The sequence below is a fragment of the Salegentibacter sp. genome (assembly GCF_041642575.1).
Lineage (GTDB): Bacteria > Bacteroidota > Bacteroidia > Flavobacteriales > Flavobacteriaceae > Salegentibacter.
The window spans coordinates 1-16,837 of sequence record NZ_JBEPWD010000046.1; the positions used below are offsets into that span (position 1 = coordinate 1).

Below are 16,837 nucleotides of genomic sequence, written 5' to 3' on the forward strand. Positions count from 1 at the left end.
GAATCAATTTCCACGATCACCCCTTCTTTAGGCTGAAGTTTTTGCTGAAGGAATTCCGGAAGGCGAACTTTTCCAATGAAACAAAGTCCCTGGGAATCCTTTTTATCAGCGGTTACCAGGTCCTGTTCAGCAGCGATTCTACGAACTTCAGATTTTTGTAATTCCCCGATAGGGAAGAGCGTCTTTGAAAGCTGTTCCTGGGTGAGCTGACAAAGGAAATAAGACTGGTCTTTATTATTGTCTTTTCCGGAAAGCAATTGATAAACAGTTTCGCCGTCTTTTTCTATCTCTCCTTTTCGGCAATAATGTCCGGTAGCCACATAATCAGCACCAAGGGAGAGGGCAATTTTCATAAAGACATCAAATTTTATTTCGCGATTGCAAAGCACATCGGGATTAGGCGTGCGACCTTTTTCGTACTCGTTGAACATATAGTCTACGATACGCTCCTTATATTGCTCACTAAGATCTACTGTTTGAAAAGGAATACCCAGCTTATTGGCAACCATCATCGCATCATTGCTGTCGTCCAGCCAGGGGCATTCATCAGATATAGTTACCGAGTCGTCATGCCAGTTCTTCATAAAAAGACCAATCACCTCATAGCCCTGCTCCTGCAAAAGATACGCCGATACGCTGGAATCTACGCCACCAGATAAACCTACTACAACTTTCTTTTTCATTAAGCTCAATTTATTCTCTTTCCGAAGGAAAAGTCGGAAAGCAGGCTGCAAAATTACGAAATATAAGAGATATGCTTTAGTTTATGTATTGTGCTTTTTTATATCAGTATCAATAAAAAAGGGCGGCCAAAGCCACCCCTTTTAATTCTATACGATAAATTTATTTTTCAAAGGTCAGACTTACCCCAGGTACAGATGGTATTGAGAATTTAAACCGGTTATTACCACTAAACTCGACATCTCCGGTTTGTCTTCCAAAAATAGGTAAGTCAAAGGTATATTGACCATTGGAATTTTTTTCCCAGGTTGAAGATTCTTCATCAGAAACACATTCATTTTCTACCTCTTCATAATACTCAGAATCGGCAGTATTATCCGCATAAAAAGTTATGTTGGAATTCAAATTACACTCACTTAATTCATCATCACTAAGTGAATTTTCCATTTCTGCTACAAACCAGGTCCCCAAAATAGGGTCGTCTCCTTCGTTGGTGTCATCATCACTGTCACAGGCAGTAAACATCATAAATACGGCTAATAAGGCAATTATTTTTTTCATAACATTTTAAGTTTAGGTTGTTAAATATAATATTTTTTGGGTTCAATAATCTTTTTGTTCGTTTAATTCTCCTTTTTCGAAATAACGCCATCTCCCGGTTTTCCTGCCTTCCTGATATTCGCCTTCAATGAGCTTTTCGCCGGCCGCGTTAAAATAATTCGCCGGCCCATGCAACTCATCATTCTTATAGTTCAATTCCTGCAGTACCTGTCCGTTCTTTCCATAAATTAAACTTTCGCCGTTTTTTTTACCGTTTTTGTATTCGGTCTTTTCGGCAGTGCCTCCATCGGGAAAATATGTGATCTGGAAACCATTTAGTTTTCCTTCCGAATAATTTTCCACCATCATGGTGGCTTCTGATTTATTATGGAAATATACCCATTCACCTTCCCTTTGTTTATTCTTCATCATCCCCTGGCTTATAGGTTTCCCCTCTTGGGTGTAATAAGTGGCCTTTGCCAATGATTCATCCTGGAATTGCATTATCGCAGTAGGATGCTCCTGGCTTCCCTTTTTATAGAATTTAAACTCCCCGGTTTCCTTCCCATGATGGAAAGTGCCTTCAAACTTCACTTCATTAGAACCTTCAAAATTAATCTTCCAGTCCCCGTGGCGCCTACCTTGGTCGTCGGTTTGGTTTAAATTCTCCTGGGCAAAGAGGGGGACGCAAATGATTAAGAATAAATACTTTAACTTCTGTTTATACATAATTAACAAATATTAAACAAGATTATGGTTTTTCCTGCTGTACTTTTACTCTATAACAAAAACTTAAAAAAATGAATTTTATTTCAACAATTTCCAAATTTGCCCTTCTCGCTATCTTAGCGACCGGGTTTGTAGCCTGCAGTGATGATGATGAAGCAGGTGACATTATTGTGCCTTCTAACAGTATCGTTGACTTTGTCGCTGACAACGATGATTATTCTTCCCTGGCAGCAGCATTAGAAGTTGCAGGATTAACCGCCTCTCTGGACGGGAATGCAAATTACACAGTTTTCGCGCCAAACAACGCGGCATTCAATGCTTTTTTATCGGCTAACGGATTTGATAGTCTTGATGACGTACCGGAAGATCTTTTGAGAGAAGTGCTTCTTAACCATCTGCAGAGTGGCGAAATTATGGCCTCTGATCTTTCTACCGGTTATATAAGCAGTATGGCTACAGGTATGGCTTCAGAAGACCCTCTGAGTTTGTACATTAATACTGAAGATGGGGTAATGATTAACGGAATGGCTGAAGTTACCAACGCCGATATTGAGGTAGACAACGGGGTTATTCATGCCGTGGATGCCGTGATTGGATTACCTTCTATTGTAGATTTCGCCACCGCAGATCCTACTTTTGAAATCCTGGTGCAGGCCCTAACCCGTGAAGATGAATTCACATTTGTAGAAACCCTGCAAATGACTGAAGATCCTGCTCCATTCACCGTTTTTGCCCCTACTAATGATGCCTTCGTTGCACTTTTAGAGGAACTTGAACTATCTGGTTTGGGCGATATCCCAACTGAAACCCTATCGGCCGTTTTAAGGTACCACGTTGTGGCCGGAGCTAATGTACGTTCGGGAGACCTAAGCGACGATATGATGGTTGAAACCCTTCATGGTGATTCATTTACTGTGAACCTGGGAGATGCTGTAACTATAACTGATGCGAGAGATAGAACTGCAACCGTAATAGCCGCCGATGTTCAGGCGAACAACGGAGTGATCCATGTTCTGGATACTGTGATCCTACCTGCAGAGTAATCTGTTTTAATTTTAAAAGCCCCTTCGCTAATTACGCAGGGGCTTTTTTTATGGAAAAATTTTAAAATTATTTTTTGCCTTTTTGTTTCTGTTGTTGCTCGGCCTGCTCCATCATTTCCTGCATCTTTTTAGTAAACCTGTTTTGTTTTTTAGGCTTCTTCTTATTCTCCTGGATCTTGGCGTGTATTTTATCCTCATCGATGATCACATATTTGATCACTAACATAATTCCAATAGTAATCAGGTTAGAGGTGAAGTAGTATAAAGATAAACCACTAGCAAAGTTGTTAAAGAAAACAAGCATAAACAGTGGTGACAGGTACATTATAAATTTCATATTAGGCATTCCCGGCTGCTGGGCCTGCGCCATGCTCTGTCCCGTAGTCATCATCATGTAAATGAAAATTGCTATGGAAGCCAGAATAGGAAACAAACTCACGTGGTCTCCGTAAAATGGAATATGAAATGGTAACTCGGCGATAGTATCATAACTTGATAGATCGTCTGCCCAAAGGAAACCTTTGTGTCTAAGTTGAAAAGCACTCGGGAAGAACTGGAATAGTGCATAAAAAACCGGTATCTGCATCAGGGCCGGTAAACAACCACTCATAGGACTGGCTCCCGCTTTGCTGTACAGCTTCATGGTTTCCTGCTGCTTTTTCATCGGGTTATCCTTAAACTTCTCGTTAAGCTCATTGATCTCAGGTCTTAAAACCTTCATTTTAGCCTGAGAGAGATAAGATTTATAAGTTACAGGAGAAAGAAAAATTCGTACTACAATGGTCATTACAATAATTGCGATCCCATAGCTTGGAAGAATTCCGCTTAAGAAACTAAAGAACGGAATGAAAACATATTGGTTTATCCAACCAAAAATCCCCCATCCAAGAGGAACTATTTCATCCAGGTTACGGTCATAATCGTTTAGGATCTTATAATCAGTTGGCCCGTAATACCAGTTCATATTATAATTAAGCTCTCCGCCGTTTAATTCCAATGGCATACTCGCAGTAAAAGCTTTGGTATAAACAGTGTCTACTTCCTCATCCTGCACCAGGTTCTCTGAGGTGAATTTTCCGCGCTTAAACGGAGTGTCGGTTAAAAGTATAGAGGTGAAAAAGTGTTGTTTAAAAGCTACATAGGTCACGTTCTCCTCTTCGTCATCAGTAAAATCTCCCTGTCCCAGGTAATCGTCATCACCCCCGTCATATTCATAGATAAGTTCGGTATACTTGTTTTCGTAGGAAATACTTTTGGCGTGGCGGTAACCTTTAAGTTTCCAGTCCAGTTGAATGTTCTGGTTAGGATTAAAGACCTGGCTAAGTCCCTGAGATCTTATGCTGAAATCCAGCATGTATTCTCCCGGTTTCAGAACATAACGGTATTCCAGATACTCGTCTTCTGAAACCTTTAGTTTCATAGAAAGCACCTGATTGTCCCCATTCTGACTCAGTTCGGGTTCAAAATACAGGTTTTGGGTATCGAGCACTCTTCCATCGGTGGTAGTGAAATTAAGGTTGAAAGAGGCATTGCCATCCTTCACCAGGTAAACCGGGATAGAATCGTAGGTTTTAAAATTACTGATACGCGCTTCAGAAATACCTCCTCCTTTGTTATCTATTTCCAACTCCAGTACATCATTGGAGAAGCTCGTGGTTTCATCGCTAGCCGAGGCGAGACCTGCAGAATAACCAAATGGACCAAGGCGTTCCCTGGCCTGGGACATCGCGGTAGAATCCTGGGTACCTGTAGCTTCAGGTTCTTCTTCAGGTTGATTGGCATCGGTATTTCCAGGGACTTCTACCTGTTCGGTATTTTGTTCAGCTTCTAATTCTTCTTCAGTAGGGGTGTTGTTGTACAACATCCATAATAAAATACCCCCAATAAGTAAAAATCCGATTAAGGATTGAACATCAAACTTTTTTTCTTCCATGCTTTTCTTAACTGTAACTTGCCGTAGGTCAAAAAACTGACCAGTTATTGATTAGGTGCCAGGCTGGCACTATTTTTCTTTTTTGAATAGTTGTGTGCAGCTTTTATAAAAGCTACAAATATTGGATGCGGGCTGGCCACCGTACTTTTGTATTCCGGGTGGTATTGTACTCCAACGAACCAAGGATGATCCTTAAGCTCTATAACCTCAACCAGTCCGGTTTCCGGATTAATTCCGGTACTTAGCATTCCGGCATTTTCCAGTTGCTCCTTGTACTTATTGTTGTACTCATAACGATGCCGGTGACGTTCCTTTATATCATCTTTTCCATAGATTTTTTGTATCAGAGAGCCTTCGGTAAGATGACAATCCCAGGCGCCTAAACGCATAGTTCCACCTTTATCGGTAACCTCCTTTTGCTCTTCCATGATGTCTATTACGGGATGTGCGGTTTGAGGATCCATTTCAGTAGAACTCGCTCCTTTTAGCTGTAATACGTTACGCGCAAATTCTATTACGGCCATCTGCATTCCAAGGCAGATCCCGAAAAAAGGAATTTTATTCTCCCGGGCAAAACGCACAGCGTCAATCTTGCCTTCAATCCCGCGTTCTCCAAATCCGGGTGCCACTAAAATCCCGTCTAAATGCGCGATCTTGTGATGAATAGTATTTTCATTTATAAATTCTGAATGAATACTTTCTATATTAACCTTTACCTCGTTTTCGGCACCGCCATGGATAAAAGCTTCCAGAATAGATTTATAGGAATCCTGAAGTTCCACGTATTTCCCGATGAGTCCAATATTTACTTCAGCCTTCGGATTTTTGTGACGTTTCAGGAACTCATTCCAGTGTTCCAGCTTAGGGGTAGTATCATCCGGAAGCCCTAATTTCTTCAGGGTTACCGTGTCTAAGCCTTCCTCGAGCATCATGTTGGGTACGTCGTAAATAGTGGTTGCATCTATACTTTGAATAACTGCTTCCTGTCGAACGTTACAAAAGATAGCCAGTTTACGCCGTATATCATCAGAAAGTTCATGCTCAGTACGGCAAACAAGGATATCGGCCTTTATTCCGCTTTCCATCAGTGTTTTTACACTGTGTTGTGTAGGTTTAGTTTTTAGCTCTCCGGCAGCGGCAAGGTAAGGTACAAGAGTTAAATGAATAACCAGTGCATTTTCATCTCCCAGCTCCCATTTTAATTGTCGCACTGCCTCAATATAAGGTAGGGATTCAATATCCCCCACGGTTCCGCCAATTTCAGTGATTACGATGTCGTAATCTCCATTATTTCCAAGCAATTGTATGCGTTCCTTGATCTCGTTGGTAATATGCGGAACCACTTGCACCGTTTTTCCGAGGAATTCCCCACGGCGTTCCTTTTCGATCACGCTTTGGTAGATACGTCCGGTGGTAACATTATTGGCCTGGGAAGTATTTACGTTTAAAAATCGTTCGTAATGACCAAGGTCAAGATCGGTTTCGGCGCCATCTTCGGTTACATAGCATTCTCCATGCTCATATGGGTTAAGCGTTCCCGGATCTACATTTATGTAAGGATCAAGTTTCTGAATAGTGGTTTTAAACCCACGCGCTTGTAGTAATTTTGCCAGTGAAGCTGCGATTATCCCTTTTCCCAGTGAGGAAGAAACGCCGCCAGTGACAAAAATATACTTGGTTTCGGCCATGTTGTGAGGTATTTGTTGCGTTGTTTTATTCAGGGCGCTAAAATACAAAGAAGAATAGAAAAAGCGTTCAATTTTAAACCTAATATTTCTTGTAATTAGCGCCTTATATTTAGCTCCTTTTGGGGTACCTTCTTCTTATTTCTCTTAAAATGCCTTCCATCCCGTTGAGCTTTAATTCGAAAACCTGCTGCATTTGTTCTCCTGTCTTACCCGGCGGAAAGCCTTTTTGCCGGTACCATACAAAATAATACTCAGGGACATCGCTTAGGAAATACCCCTTGTATTTTCCGAAATACATTTTGGCATAAGCCAGTTCAATGAGAGCTTTTTGAGAAGGTTCAGGATTCAACTTAATAGTTTTGAGAGTAGAATAAAAAGGCTAAAATAACTTATTTAAGCGGTTTAATTTCAATAATATTCTATTGGAAAGTGCTGAATTTTTCCAGCCTCAGGTCATGACGCAGGAAAAGTTTAATTTTGCCTGAAGATTATAAAAGATGAGATATCAATTCCAACTCCGCCTCAGCCCTGAACAGGCGGCTATAAAAGAAAGACTGTGGAAAGCGGTTTCCAAAACTGCCGATATTCCTGTTTCTGAGATCTCACACATTGAAATTTTGAAGCGCTCCATAGATGCCCGCCAAAAGGCCATAAAGGTCAATCTGAAAGTTGAGGTTTATGTAAAGGAAGTCTTCAGGGAAAATAAGATCGAGATACCGGACTATAATAATGTAAGCGATAAAGAAGAAGTTATTATTGTTGGTGCCGGGCCGGCAGGCTTGTTTGCCGCACTTAAATGCATAGAACTGGGAATTAAACCTGTAATTGTAGAGCGGGGAAAAGATGTAAGGAGCAGGAGAAGGGATCTGAAAGCCCTTAATATCGAGCATATCGTAAACAAAGATTCGAATTACTGTTTTGGAGAAGGCGGGGCGGGTACCTATAGCGACGGTAAATTGTATACACGTTCTAAAAAACGCGGAGATGTTGACCGGATTTTAAAACTGCTGGTCGCTTTTGGGGCTACTCCGGAAATTATGGTGGAGGCCCATCCCCACATTGGCACAAACAAACTCCCTGCAATAATTTCTGATATTAGGGAGAAGATAATTTCAAATGGGGGAGAAGTTCTTTTCAACACCAGGCTCAGTGATATTATTGTTGATAACAATGAGGTGGCCGGAATTAAAACTCTTAATGGAGATACAATTAAAGCGCGAAAATTGATTCTTGCCACAGGACATTCGGCCAGGGATATTTTTGAACTTTTGCATTCTAAAAATATAAAAATAGAAGCAAAACCTTTTGCTCTGGGTGTTAGGGTTGAACATCCGCAGGAGCTTATTGATAAGATTCAGTATAAATGTGAGGTAAGAGGGGAATTTTTGCCACCTTCCCCATACAGTATTGTAAAGCAGATCAATGGGCGGGGAATGTATTCCTTTTGTATGTGTCCCGGTGGAATTATTGCACCCTGTGCAACTTCCCCGGGTGAGGTAGTGACCAATGGCTGGTCTCCCAGCAAACGGGATCAACCTACCGCCAATTCCGGAATTGTGGTGGAATTAAGGCTTTCAGATTTTCCAGAGTCTTCAAAGAATCCCCTGGCTGCGATGGAATTTCAGAAAAAAATAGAACAAAAAGCCTGGGCTGAAGGCGGAAAAACACAGCGAGTACCCGCCCAACGGCTGGTGGATTTTACCAATGGAAGATTATCACAGGATCTACCAGTAACCTCTTATAAGCCTGGGGTAACTTCCGTAGAACTGGAAAGTGTTTTTCCCACTTTCATTCATAAAACCCTTCAACAGGGATTTAAAGAATTCGATAAAAGCATGCGTGGCTTTTTAACCAACGAGGCAATAGTGCATGCGCCTGAATCCCGTACCTCTTCCCCAGTAAGGATTCCCAGGGACCCGGTTACCTTTGAACATGTTCAGGTTAAAGGCCTTTATCCCTGTGGAGAAGGAGCCGGTTTTGCGGGGGGTATTGTTTCTGCCGCTATAGATGGAGAGAAATGTGCCGAAAAATGCGCGCAAAGTATCCTCGGAAAGTGACCTTTTTAAAGGTTAAATTATTGATAATTACCGATACATATTGAATCTTGATTTTGGTTTTTTCTATCTTCAGATTTTGAAAATAACTTCGGAAAACTCAATTCAGTATGGCCATAGTAGGTTCAATCATAAAAAGTCTAATAGATCTAAGGGATAATTTTGTTTCGGAACCTGATGCAGTTAAAGCGCAGGAAGAGGTATTGCGGAAATTATTAAAAACTGCCAAAAATACCGAGTTTGGGAAACAATATGATTTTGAGACTATCCTGAAATCAAAAGATGTTATGAAGACCTTCGCCGAAAAGGTGCCATATTTTGATTATCATAAACTTGAAAAAGAATGGTGGCATAAAATTCATGATGGGCAGGAAAATATTACCTGGCCGGGGAGACCTCCATATTTTGCGCTCAGCTCGGGAACCACGGGGAAATCCAGTAAACGTATTCCCGTAACCGATGAGATGGTGGAAGCCATTCGAAAAGCCGGAATCAAGCAGGTTAGTGCCCTGAGCAATTTTGACCTCCCCACCGATTTCTTTGAAAAAGAGATCATGATGTTGGGAAGCTCCACAGACCTTCAGAAAGAAGGTGATCACAAGGAAGGGGAGATCAGCGGAATTAGCGCGAGCAATATTCCGTTTTGGTTCCGTGGGTATTACAAGCCGGGAGAAGATATCGCGAAGATCGAAGAATGGGATGAACGTGTACAACTCATTGCTGAAAATGCTAAAAACTGGGATATTGGGGCGCTAAGCGGCATTCCCTCCTGGCTGGAGCTGATGATGAAAAAGGTTATCGAACATAACAACCTCAACAATATTCATGAAATCTGGCCAAACCTGCAGGTATATGCTTCGGGAGGTGTGGCTTTTGAACCTTATGAAAAGAGCTTCAATGCACTTTTAGACCGCCCCATAACAGTAATTGACACTTATCTGGCTTCCGAAGGATTTCTTGCCATCCAGGAACGTCCCGATACTAATGCCATGAAGCTTATTCTTGACAACGGAATTTATTTTGAATTTGTTCCTTTTAAAGCCGAATATATCCAGCAGGATGGTTCGCTGGTAGAGAATGCCCCGGTGATCTCCCTGGCTGATGTGAAGGAAGAGGAAGATTATGTTTTACTTATCAGCACGGTTTCCGGAGCCTGGAGATACCTCATTGGAGATACTATTAAATTTACCGATGTAGCCCGGAAGGAGATCAGGATAACCGGGAGAACCAAGTTTTTCCTCAATGTTGTGGGATCCCAGCTTTCGGTGAACAAGATGAATGATGCCTTAAAGGAACTCGAAGAGAAATTCGATATTAAAATTCCCGAATTCACCCTTGCTGCGGTTCGTATTGATGGTGAATTCCATCATCACTGGTATCTTGGTACTGAGACTGATATTTCTGAAGATAAATTAGCTGAAGCTCTTGATGAGTCCCTGAAGAATGCGAATAAGAATTACCGGGTGGCACGTTCCAAAGCATTAAAAGGAGTTAAGGTAACTACAATACATCCTGAAATGTTTCCGGAATGGAATGCAGCCTATAAGAAAAAGGGAGGGCAGGTGAAAATGGAAAAGGTGATGAATGAAGAGAAATTCGCAGAATGGGAGAAATTCGTAAACGAGAACAAATATAAATTTTCATAATTAAAGGAGTAATAGTTCTAAAAATCTGAAATTATGCCTGAATTACCGGAAATAGCCAATTTTAAGACTTTCCTGGAGGAAACAGTGCTCAACAAAGAAATAGTAGAGGTAGAATTTCCAGAAACCAAATTATTGCAGGCGCCTCAATCCGACTTTAAAAAAGCGCTGCTTAATAAAAAATTCAAAGGCTCAAAGCAACTTGGGAAATACCTTTTTCTAGAGACCAATTCCAATAAAAACCTGGTTTTTCACTTTGGGATGACGGGTAAATTTGAATATTTTCAACATAATGAAACTCCAAAACATACTCATCTTCTAATTACATTTAAGGATCATTCACATCTCGCGTTTGTATGTGTGCGCAAGCTTGGCAAGATCTATCTCGCAGAAGGAGTTGAGGGTTTTCAGGAGGAACATTCCCTGGGGAAACACGCCCTTGATATTACAGATAAAGAATTCAGGGAAATACTTCAAAAGAAAAGAGGAGGAATGAAATCGCTGCTCACTGATCAGCATTTGATCTCAGGTATCGGAAACGTATATGCCGATGAAATCCTGTTTCAATCAAGGGTACATCCGAAAACCAAAGTGGAAAAACTTTCAGAAAAGGATGGAGATAAGATCTTTCAAAAAATGAATGTGGTTTTGAAAACGGCTATAAAAAAAGAGGGAGAACGATCAGAATTTCCCTCAAATTACCTTAGTCATTCCAGGAAAGAAGGTGCTTCCTGTCCTAATTGTTCAGGAAAAATTAAGATGATTAAGGTTTCTGGCAGGAGTACTTATTTCTGCCCCGAATGTCAAAAAGAAAAATCATGAAAGTTCACATTGGCTGTTCGGGCTGGAATTACCGTGATTGGAAAGGCCGATTTTATCCGGAAGACCTGGCCCAGAAAGATTGGTTGAAATACTATTCGGGCATTTTCAATACGGTAGAGATCAACAGCACGTTTTACCGGTTTCCCCGGGATTCCACCCTTACAAAATGGAAAGATACAGTTTCCGGGGATTTTAAGATCACCCTGAAAGGCAGTCGGTATGTAACACATATGAAAAAGCTTAATGAGGTAGAAGAAAGTGTTGAAAAATTCTATAATGCGGCTTATCTTTTGAAGGATAAAAAGAGCTGTATTCTCTGGCAATTACCTCCAAGCCTTCACCGTGATGACGAAAAGCTGGAGGCTTTCTGTAAGTTACTTAATCCGGATTTTACCAATGTTATTGAATTTCGTCACCTCTCCTGGTTTGATGAGGATATCTATAAACTTCTTTCCAAATACAATGTGGTCTTCTGCTCTGTTTCCAGTCCGGTTTTTCCGGAGGAGATTATTCATACAGGAAAATTAGGCTATGTGAGGTTTCACGGGAAGGGCAAGAAGTGGTATGATTATGATTATTCCAAAGAGGAGTTACACAACTGGTATGAGCAGATCAAAAATTCAGGAGTAGAGGAGGTGTATATTTATTTCAACAACGATCTTGGAGCGAGTGCCCCGGAAAATGCTTTGTTGCTGAGATCATTTTTTGAGGAAACCTAAACCTTTATGGTTAGTCCATCAAAAGCAGGGATTATTTCAGTGCCTTGAGGTTGCAGTGATTTCAATTTTTCTTTGCTTTCTTCAATGTTTTCATAGAACCAGTCTCCATAATGGGCGAATATCATCTTTGGACTAAGCGGACTTAAAATGCGAATAAGATCGGGAATTCCGGTATGACCGTAGATTTTATCGCCACTTCGGTTTATCCTGCCGCCTTTCTGGATCAATGTAGCTTCGGTAATAATCAGGTCAACCTGCCCGATTTCTTTCAGGTATGTTTTTTCTATCCAGGCAACATCGCCCGTGAAGAAAACCCGCTTTCCATCTTTTTCCACCACGTATCCATATGATTTTAGATTTTTAGAATGAATCACCGGGATTGGGGTTATGCTATATCCTGATATTTTGGTTTCTGCTGAAATTACTTTCAGCTTAGGAAGAAGTGGGTGAGTTTCCGGGCCGTAGTGGGGAATGGCAGGAGCGAAAGTTTCCTCATTAAAAACAAAGTAAGCATGGTCAGGATGAAAATGGGTGAAGATAATAGCTTGCGGTTTTCTATCAAGAAATTCTTTTTCTCCAACATCAATTAGGAGTTTTTCGTCTATAATAAATCCGCTGTGGTTTTTATGTTTTCTCGCAGAGGCTTTAATTTTTCCCCGACAGCCCAGGATCTCGATTTCCATGTTCCGATTGAATTATTCCAGTTCATCTATTAGCATCATAATTTGCTCCTGAGAAAGGTAGAGGTTTTTAATACGCGCTTTATATACCTCTGAAAGGTGAGCATGATTCAGAATAAAATCTTTAGTAGCGATTATGTATTTTCCCATTCCGTGATTAACGGCATAGGTGTCTGCTACCCGCTCGGCCTCCTGAATATAGGTTTTTGAGGCATAATATTTCATCCCGAACCAGAGCATATTCAACCCGCTGCGTTCCCGGTAATCCATAATATGTCCGAGTTCATGGCCCAGCCAGCCTATTAGCACATCAGAAGGAACCGTGGTTACATCAAAAACCTCATCCTCTATTACGATCTTTTCACTTATCATAATGAAATAAGCGCGTTTCTTTTTATTTTTAAATAAGCCCGTGATCTTGGGCTGCGCCTGCATGAATGATTTCTGTATTTTCTTTTTGAACTTAAATTCTATTGGAGTATCCTTTAATTCCGGATAATGAGCCAGGGCGATATAGGCTTCCCTCCAAATAATGTCCGGAACTACTTTATTATTAAATTTTAAACTGTCTTTTTGTTTCATAACCTGGGCATGACCGGAACATAACATTCCTAGCGATAGGATTGCAAACATGATAATGTTGATACCCGGTGATTTCAAAATAATTTGTCTTTGCTCGTTTTCTAAAATATAGAATCTGAAAGGAATTCTACAAACCTGGAATGATAAAAAATGTATAAAAAAAGCCCTGCAAATTAATGCAGGGCCTGAAAATCTTTATAAACTGGTAACTAAAAAAAGCCTAAGCTTGTTTTACGTTTACCGCATTTAAACCTTTTCTTCCTTCTTCTAGATCAAACACAACTTCATCATTTTCTCTGATTTCGTCAATTAGGCCGTTTGCGTGTACAAAATATTCCTTGTTTGATTCTTCGTCGGTAATGAAACCGAATCCTTTTGAGTCGTTAAAAAACTTAACTGTTCCTCTGTTCATTGTAACTATTATTTATATTGAACTGCAAATATACAGAAGTTTTGAGATATTTGCATAAAAAATTCAATTTTATTTCAAAGTATTTAGATATATGAATTTTTTATTCTAGTATTTTCAATGTTTGTAGGGGCTGGGCATAAAAAAAGCGGCAGATTATCTGCCGCTTTAATATATCTAATCAGGTTTTTAATTATCCCTGACCTTGCATAAGTTTCTGCAGTCTTTGTTGCAATTCAGTATCTTGTTGCAATGCCATAGCCAATTGCTCATAACGCTCAACGCTAAGCCCTTGCTCTTCGATTACATTTTCCATATCTTTCTGGAATTCACCTTGCATTCCTTCAATTTCGGTAACTACTTCTTTGTGTTTTGCTTTTTCTTCACTGCTAACTTCTACTTCCTGATTTGGATCTAGAGAAGCCTGGTGAATTTCATTAAAACGTTCTACATCAAAACCGCTGTCTTCAACTTTTTTTACCATTTTCTGCTGGGCCTCTTGATTTATAACAGTAATTCCCTGGTATGCATTGGCAAATTTAGACAGTTCCTCATCATTAACTTCTACTTTTTGCTGCTGTTGCTGGGGCGCCATTTGTTGTGGGGTTTGTGCCACAGCCGTTACAGTTCCCAAAACAGCGGTAAAAAATAATGAAGTCGCAATTTTTTTCAATCTAAGCATAATCGTCCTTTTTTGTTTTTATTTAATTGTTAAGGCCCGAAACTATTGAAATTAATTTAGTCTGAAAAAAAGAATCTATCGAATTTTCCTTTTTTTAATAAATTTTAACATTATCTTCCGCGAGTTGTTAATAGTTCAGATGCTAAAATTGTCTTGCTAAAATCACTTCAAGTTGAATGGGTTGCTCCAGGTTTTCCTCTATTTGTCTTTTAATATCTACCATGTCTTCTTTTTCCAGGGTTTCCGTTCCTACCAGGGTGAGATTAACTTTTAGCGGGGTGCCAAAACGTACTTTTACGTCCCGCAGGATAATTTCATTGAAAGTTGTACCTTCTAATTGCCTTGTGATATCCGCTTCCTGTTGAATGCGATTGAAAGAAAGCGATAGTGGTATTAGAATAACCACTATCATTATGAAGGTATAAACCAGGCCAAGCTTTGCTCTTTTGAAAGGAGCGAAACCGAGAACCAAAAATGTAAGTCCGGCAAACATAATTATCCCCGCCATATTGGTCAAGTAAAGCAAAAATGCTCCTGAAAAAACATCCCAATCAAGCCATCCTATTCCGATCCCGGCTACTGCTAATGGAGGTACTAAGGCAACAGCAATTGCAACACCAGCAAGGCTTTTAGCAATTCCTTCTTCGGCGTGCGCATAAGCAGCAGCGATTCCTGAAGCTACCGCAATTCCCATATCCAGAAGAGTGGGAGAGAGCCTCGCATCTATTTCAGAAGTTAGTACCTTAAGTGGAATGATCAGGCTAACTCCGGCTGCAAATAAAAGGGATACTCCGGTTCCAATCAGAATTGTTATAAAGCCTGTTTTAAGCATTTGAGTATCGTATCGCACCATTCCCATAGAAAAGGAAACGATTGGAGAAATAATTGGAGCCAGAATCATCGCTCCGATTATTACCGGGGATGAATTGCCAAAAAGACCAAATGTCGCAATAAGGGTAGAAAGAATCATCATTATCACGTAGGGAGAAGTAGTAACCGCATTCTCCCGCAAAACCTTGAAAAGATCTTCAAACTCTTCAGTAGTAGCCCGAGGTAGAATTGGTAAAGATCGCTTGGCGAGTTCCTCTCTTTTTTGCCCTCTGGGAAGCTTATCTATTTTTAAGCTCTTCTTTGCCTCCTCTCCATTTTCGTCACTACAGTATATACTGGCTTGCTTCAGTACTAAAGCTTCGGGGTCCACTTCCAGTTTAATGATTTTTTCCGACTCCGTTTGTCCGTCCACGGTATATTCTATAGGGGAAGAATTTTCAATAGTAAGCCTGGATATCTTGATCTGCCCAATAAAATCAGGTAATTTCCTCAGCGTTTTTCTTTTCGGAATTAAACTTCGAAGTAAAAATAAGGTCAATTCCAACAGGTTTTGAGGAGACAGGATCAGGACATTGAACATGCCATCATTCATGGCACTATCGGATACGAGTCTTCGCGCTACAACAGAACTTAAGGGATGTTCTACAACTACAATTCCCAATGCAGAGGTTTTGATTATCTTTTCGTCATCAGATTTTAATAAATAGGTATGATGAGAAAGCGAAGAGAGCCGCCTGATATTTTTAAAAAAGGTTTTTACCTCGTAAAAGAAGTTATTCTCTTTTATTTCTTCTGAAAGAATAAAGGCATTTCCAAGATTTACCGCTTGAAAAACGGGTTTCCCATTGCAAAAAAGTAAATCCAGCTTATGGCTTTCCTCTGAAACCAGGATCTCATCCATAGCCTCATCAAGTTTTGACGAAACCCCAAGACCTTTACTGGTATAAAGATTTTCCGGATGAGGAAGTATGCCTACAGGCCATCCCTTTTTTGCCGCCTGGGGAAGGAATTCTCTTAAATATTCGTCGCTTAAATAGGCGATTAATACATCTTCATTCTCTGGTTCAAAGCCCGGATTTGGATATTCGACTAATTTATAATCCTTTCCGGACAAAAGAGGTACAAGACTTTCATTTACTTCCGACTTGTCGTCGGGATGGTAAAGGATATAAATCATATTCTGGCTGGTATTTTATCTGCAAGTTAAGACTTTTTGACCCCGTAGATAAAAGATTTAACCTGAGTTTTACAGTTATAGCCTGCAATTCAATTAACTTGTATGGTACTATAAAACTTAAATAATATAAACCATGCCAGTACATAATTTACCGGCGATTATACTCTTCGCCGTAACACCACAAGTAAATAAATACAACCTGAGAAAAGATCATGATACCATTAGAGTAAAGAATCTGGAAACCTCAGCCGATTTCTATGGCAATATCCTTGGCCTGGAAGAAATTCATAATGGAGGTTTGGGAGATCATATTAAATGGTTTCAGTTAAATGACCGGGTGCAGCTTCATTTGGTTGAAAGCGATGAGGTTATAGAAAAAAATAAAGGGGTTCATATGGCCATGAGAACCGATTTGATAGATGCTTTTATGGATCATTTAAAATCCAAAAATGTTCCTTTCGAAACCTGGAAGGGAGAACCGGGCACCTCTAATACCCGCCCTGATGGGATTAGGCAGATATATTTTCAGGATCCCGATGGTTACTGGATAGAGGTTAATGATGGCAGACATTAAAATCAAACCCGATTATTTTTCCTTTTCTCTCTTTAGCCTGGATAATAACA

17 protein-coding genes are annotated in these 16,837 nt (G+C 40.3%); 6 read left to right on the plus strand and 11 right to left on the minus strand.

Annotation, left to right across the window (positions count from 1 at the left end; translation table 11 throughout):
• The 3 genes from mnmA to ACESK1_RS08495 form a co-directional block, all read right to left on the minus strand.
• A partial coding sequence (gene mnmA / locus ACESK1_RS08485) for a tRNA 2-thiouridine(34) synthase MnmA (RefSeq protein WP_372919756.1) occupies positions 1–683 on the minus strand: 683 nt, incomplete at its 3' end.
• Positions 684–843: 160 nt separating this feature from the next.
• Positions 844–1,242, minus strand: a complete 399-nt coding sequence (locus ACESK1_RS08490; protein WP_372919757.1) for a lipocalin family protein — start codon at positions 1,240–1,242, stop codon at positions 844–846.
• Between the two features lie 42 nt (positions 1,243–1,284).
• On the minus strand, positions 1,285–1,950 hold the full coding sequence (locus ACESK1_RS08495) for a toxin-antitoxin system YwqK family antitoxin (protein ID WP_372919758.1): 666 nt from the start codon (positions 1,948–1,950) through the stop codon (positions 1,285–1,287).
• Positions 1,951–2,021: 71 nt separating this feature from the next.
• Between ACESK1_RS08495 and ACESK1_RS08500 the strand changes: the two genes are divergently transcribed.
• Positions 2,022–2,993: a fasciclin domain-containing protein gene (locus tag ACESK1_RS08500; RefSeq protein ID WP_372919759.1), complete on the plus strand. Its 972-nt coding sequence runs from the start codon at positions 2,022–2,024 to the stop codon at positions 2,991–2,993.
• 67 nt (positions 2,994–3,060) lie between these two features.
• On the opposite strand, the gene yidC is transcribed toward ACESK1_RS08500, so the two are convergent.
• The 3 genes from yidC to ACESK1_RS08515 all read right to left on the minus strand — a co-directional run bounded on the left by yidC (position 3,061) and on the right by ACESK1_RS08515 (position 6,963).
• Positions 3,061–4,926 carry a membrane protein insertase YidC gene (gene yidC / locus ACESK1_RS08505; RefSeq protein ID WP_372919760.1) on the minus strand — a complete coding sequence of 622 codons (1,866 nt, stop codon included), beginning with the start codon at positions 4,924–4,926 and terminating at the stop codon, positions 3,061–3,063.
• Between the two features lie 44 nt (positions 4,927–4,970).
• Entirely contained in the window at positions 4,971–6,614 is a 1,644-nt protein-coding gene (locus ACESK1_RS08510; protein ID WP_372919761.1) for a CTP synthase, read from the minus strand.
• Positions 6,615–6,723: 109 nt separating this feature from the next.
• Positions 6,724–6,963 (minus strand): DUF3820 family protein, encoded by a 240-nt coding sequence (locus tag ACESK1_RS08515; protein ID WP_372919762.1) that lies wholly within the window; start codon positions 6,961–6,963, stop codon positions 6,724–6,726.
• A gap of 148 nt (positions 6,964–7,111) precedes the next feature.
• On the opposite strand from ACESK1_RS08515, the gene ACESK1_RS08520 reads away from it, so the two are divergent.
• From ACESK1_RS08520 to ACESK1_RS08535, 4 genes are all read left to right on the plus strand, one after another.
• Entirely contained in the window at positions 7,112–8,671 is a 1,560-nt protein-coding gene (locus ACESK1_RS08520; RefSeq protein WP_372919763.1) for an NAD(P)/FAD-dependent oxidoreductase, read from the plus strand.
• Between the two features lie 107 nt (positions 8,672–8,778).
• Positions 8,779–10,314 carry a GH3 auxin-responsive promoter family protein gene (locus tag ACESK1_RS08525; protein ID WP_372919764.1) on the plus strand — a complete coding sequence of 512 codons (1,536 nt, stop codon included), beginning with the start codon at positions 8,779–8,781 and terminating at the stop codon, positions 10,312–10,314.
• Between the two features lie 33 nt (positions 10,315–10,347).
• Positions 10,348–11,133, plus strand: coding sequence for an Fpg/Nei family DNA glycosylase (locus tag ACESK1_RS08530; RefSeq protein WP_372919765.1), 786 nt, complete (start codon positions 10,348–10,350; stop codon positions 11,131–11,133).
• Positions 11,130–11,852 carry a DUF72 domain-containing protein gene (locus ACESK1_RS08535; RefSeq protein WP_372919766.1) on the plus strand — a complete coding sequence of 241 codons (723 nt, stop codon included), beginning with the start codon at positions 11,130–11,132 and terminating at the stop codon, positions 11,850–11,852. Before ACESK1_RS08530 ends, ACESK1_RS08535 begins: the two co-directional genes overlap by 4 nt.
• Here the strand turns inward: ACESK1_RS08535 and ACESK1_RS08540 are convergent.
• The 5 genes from ACESK1_RS08540 to ACESK1_RS08560 all read right to left on the minus strand — a co-directional run bounded on the left by ACESK1_RS08540 (position 11,849) and on the right by ACESK1_RS08560 (position 16,213).
• Complete coding sequence (locus ACESK1_RS08540) at positions 11,849–12,535, minus strand: MBL fold metallo-hydrolase (RefSeq protein ID WP_372919767.1); 687 nt, start codon at positions 12,533–12,535, stop codon at positions 11,849–11,851. The two genes, ACESK1_RS08535 and ACESK1_RS08540, sit on opposite strands and share 4 nt — an antisense overlap.
• A 12-nt stretch (positions 12,536–12,547) precedes the next feature.
• The gene (locus ACESK1_RS08545) at positions 12,548–13,114 is read right to left on the minus strand and encodes a hypothetical protein (RefSeq protein ID WP_372919768.1); all 567 of its coding nucleotides are present in this window, start codon (positions 13,112–13,114) and stop codon (positions 12,548–12,550) included.
• Between the two features lie 220 nt (positions 13,115–13,334).
• Positions 13,335–13,526 (minus strand): cold-shock protein, encoded by a 192-nt coding sequence (locus ACESK1_RS08550; protein WP_093409712.1) that lies wholly within the window; start codon positions 13,524–13,526, stop codon positions 13,335–13,337.
• 190 nt (positions 13,527–13,716) lie between these two features.
• Entirely contained in the window at positions 13,717–14,205 is a 489-nt protein-coding gene (locus ACESK1_RS08555) for a DUF4168 domain-containing protein (protein WP_372919769.1), read from the minus strand.
• A 142-nt stretch (positions 14,206–14,347) separates the two neighbouring features.
• Entirely contained in the window at positions 14,348–16,213 is a 1,866-nt protein-coding gene (locus ACESK1_RS08560) for a TIGR00341 family protein (RefSeq protein ID WP_372919770.1), read from the minus strand.
• 133 nt (positions 16,214–16,346) lie between these two features.
• Here ACESK1_RS08560 and ACESK1_RS08565 point away from each other — a divergent pair, with 133 nt between their 5' ends.
• On the plus strand, positions 16,347–16,787 hold the full coding sequence (locus tag ACESK1_RS08565; protein ID WP_372919771.1) for a VOC family protein: 441 nt from the start codon (positions 16,347–16,349) through the stop codon (positions 16,785–16,787).
• The last annotated feature ends 50 nt before the right edge of the window (positions 16,788–16,837 follow it).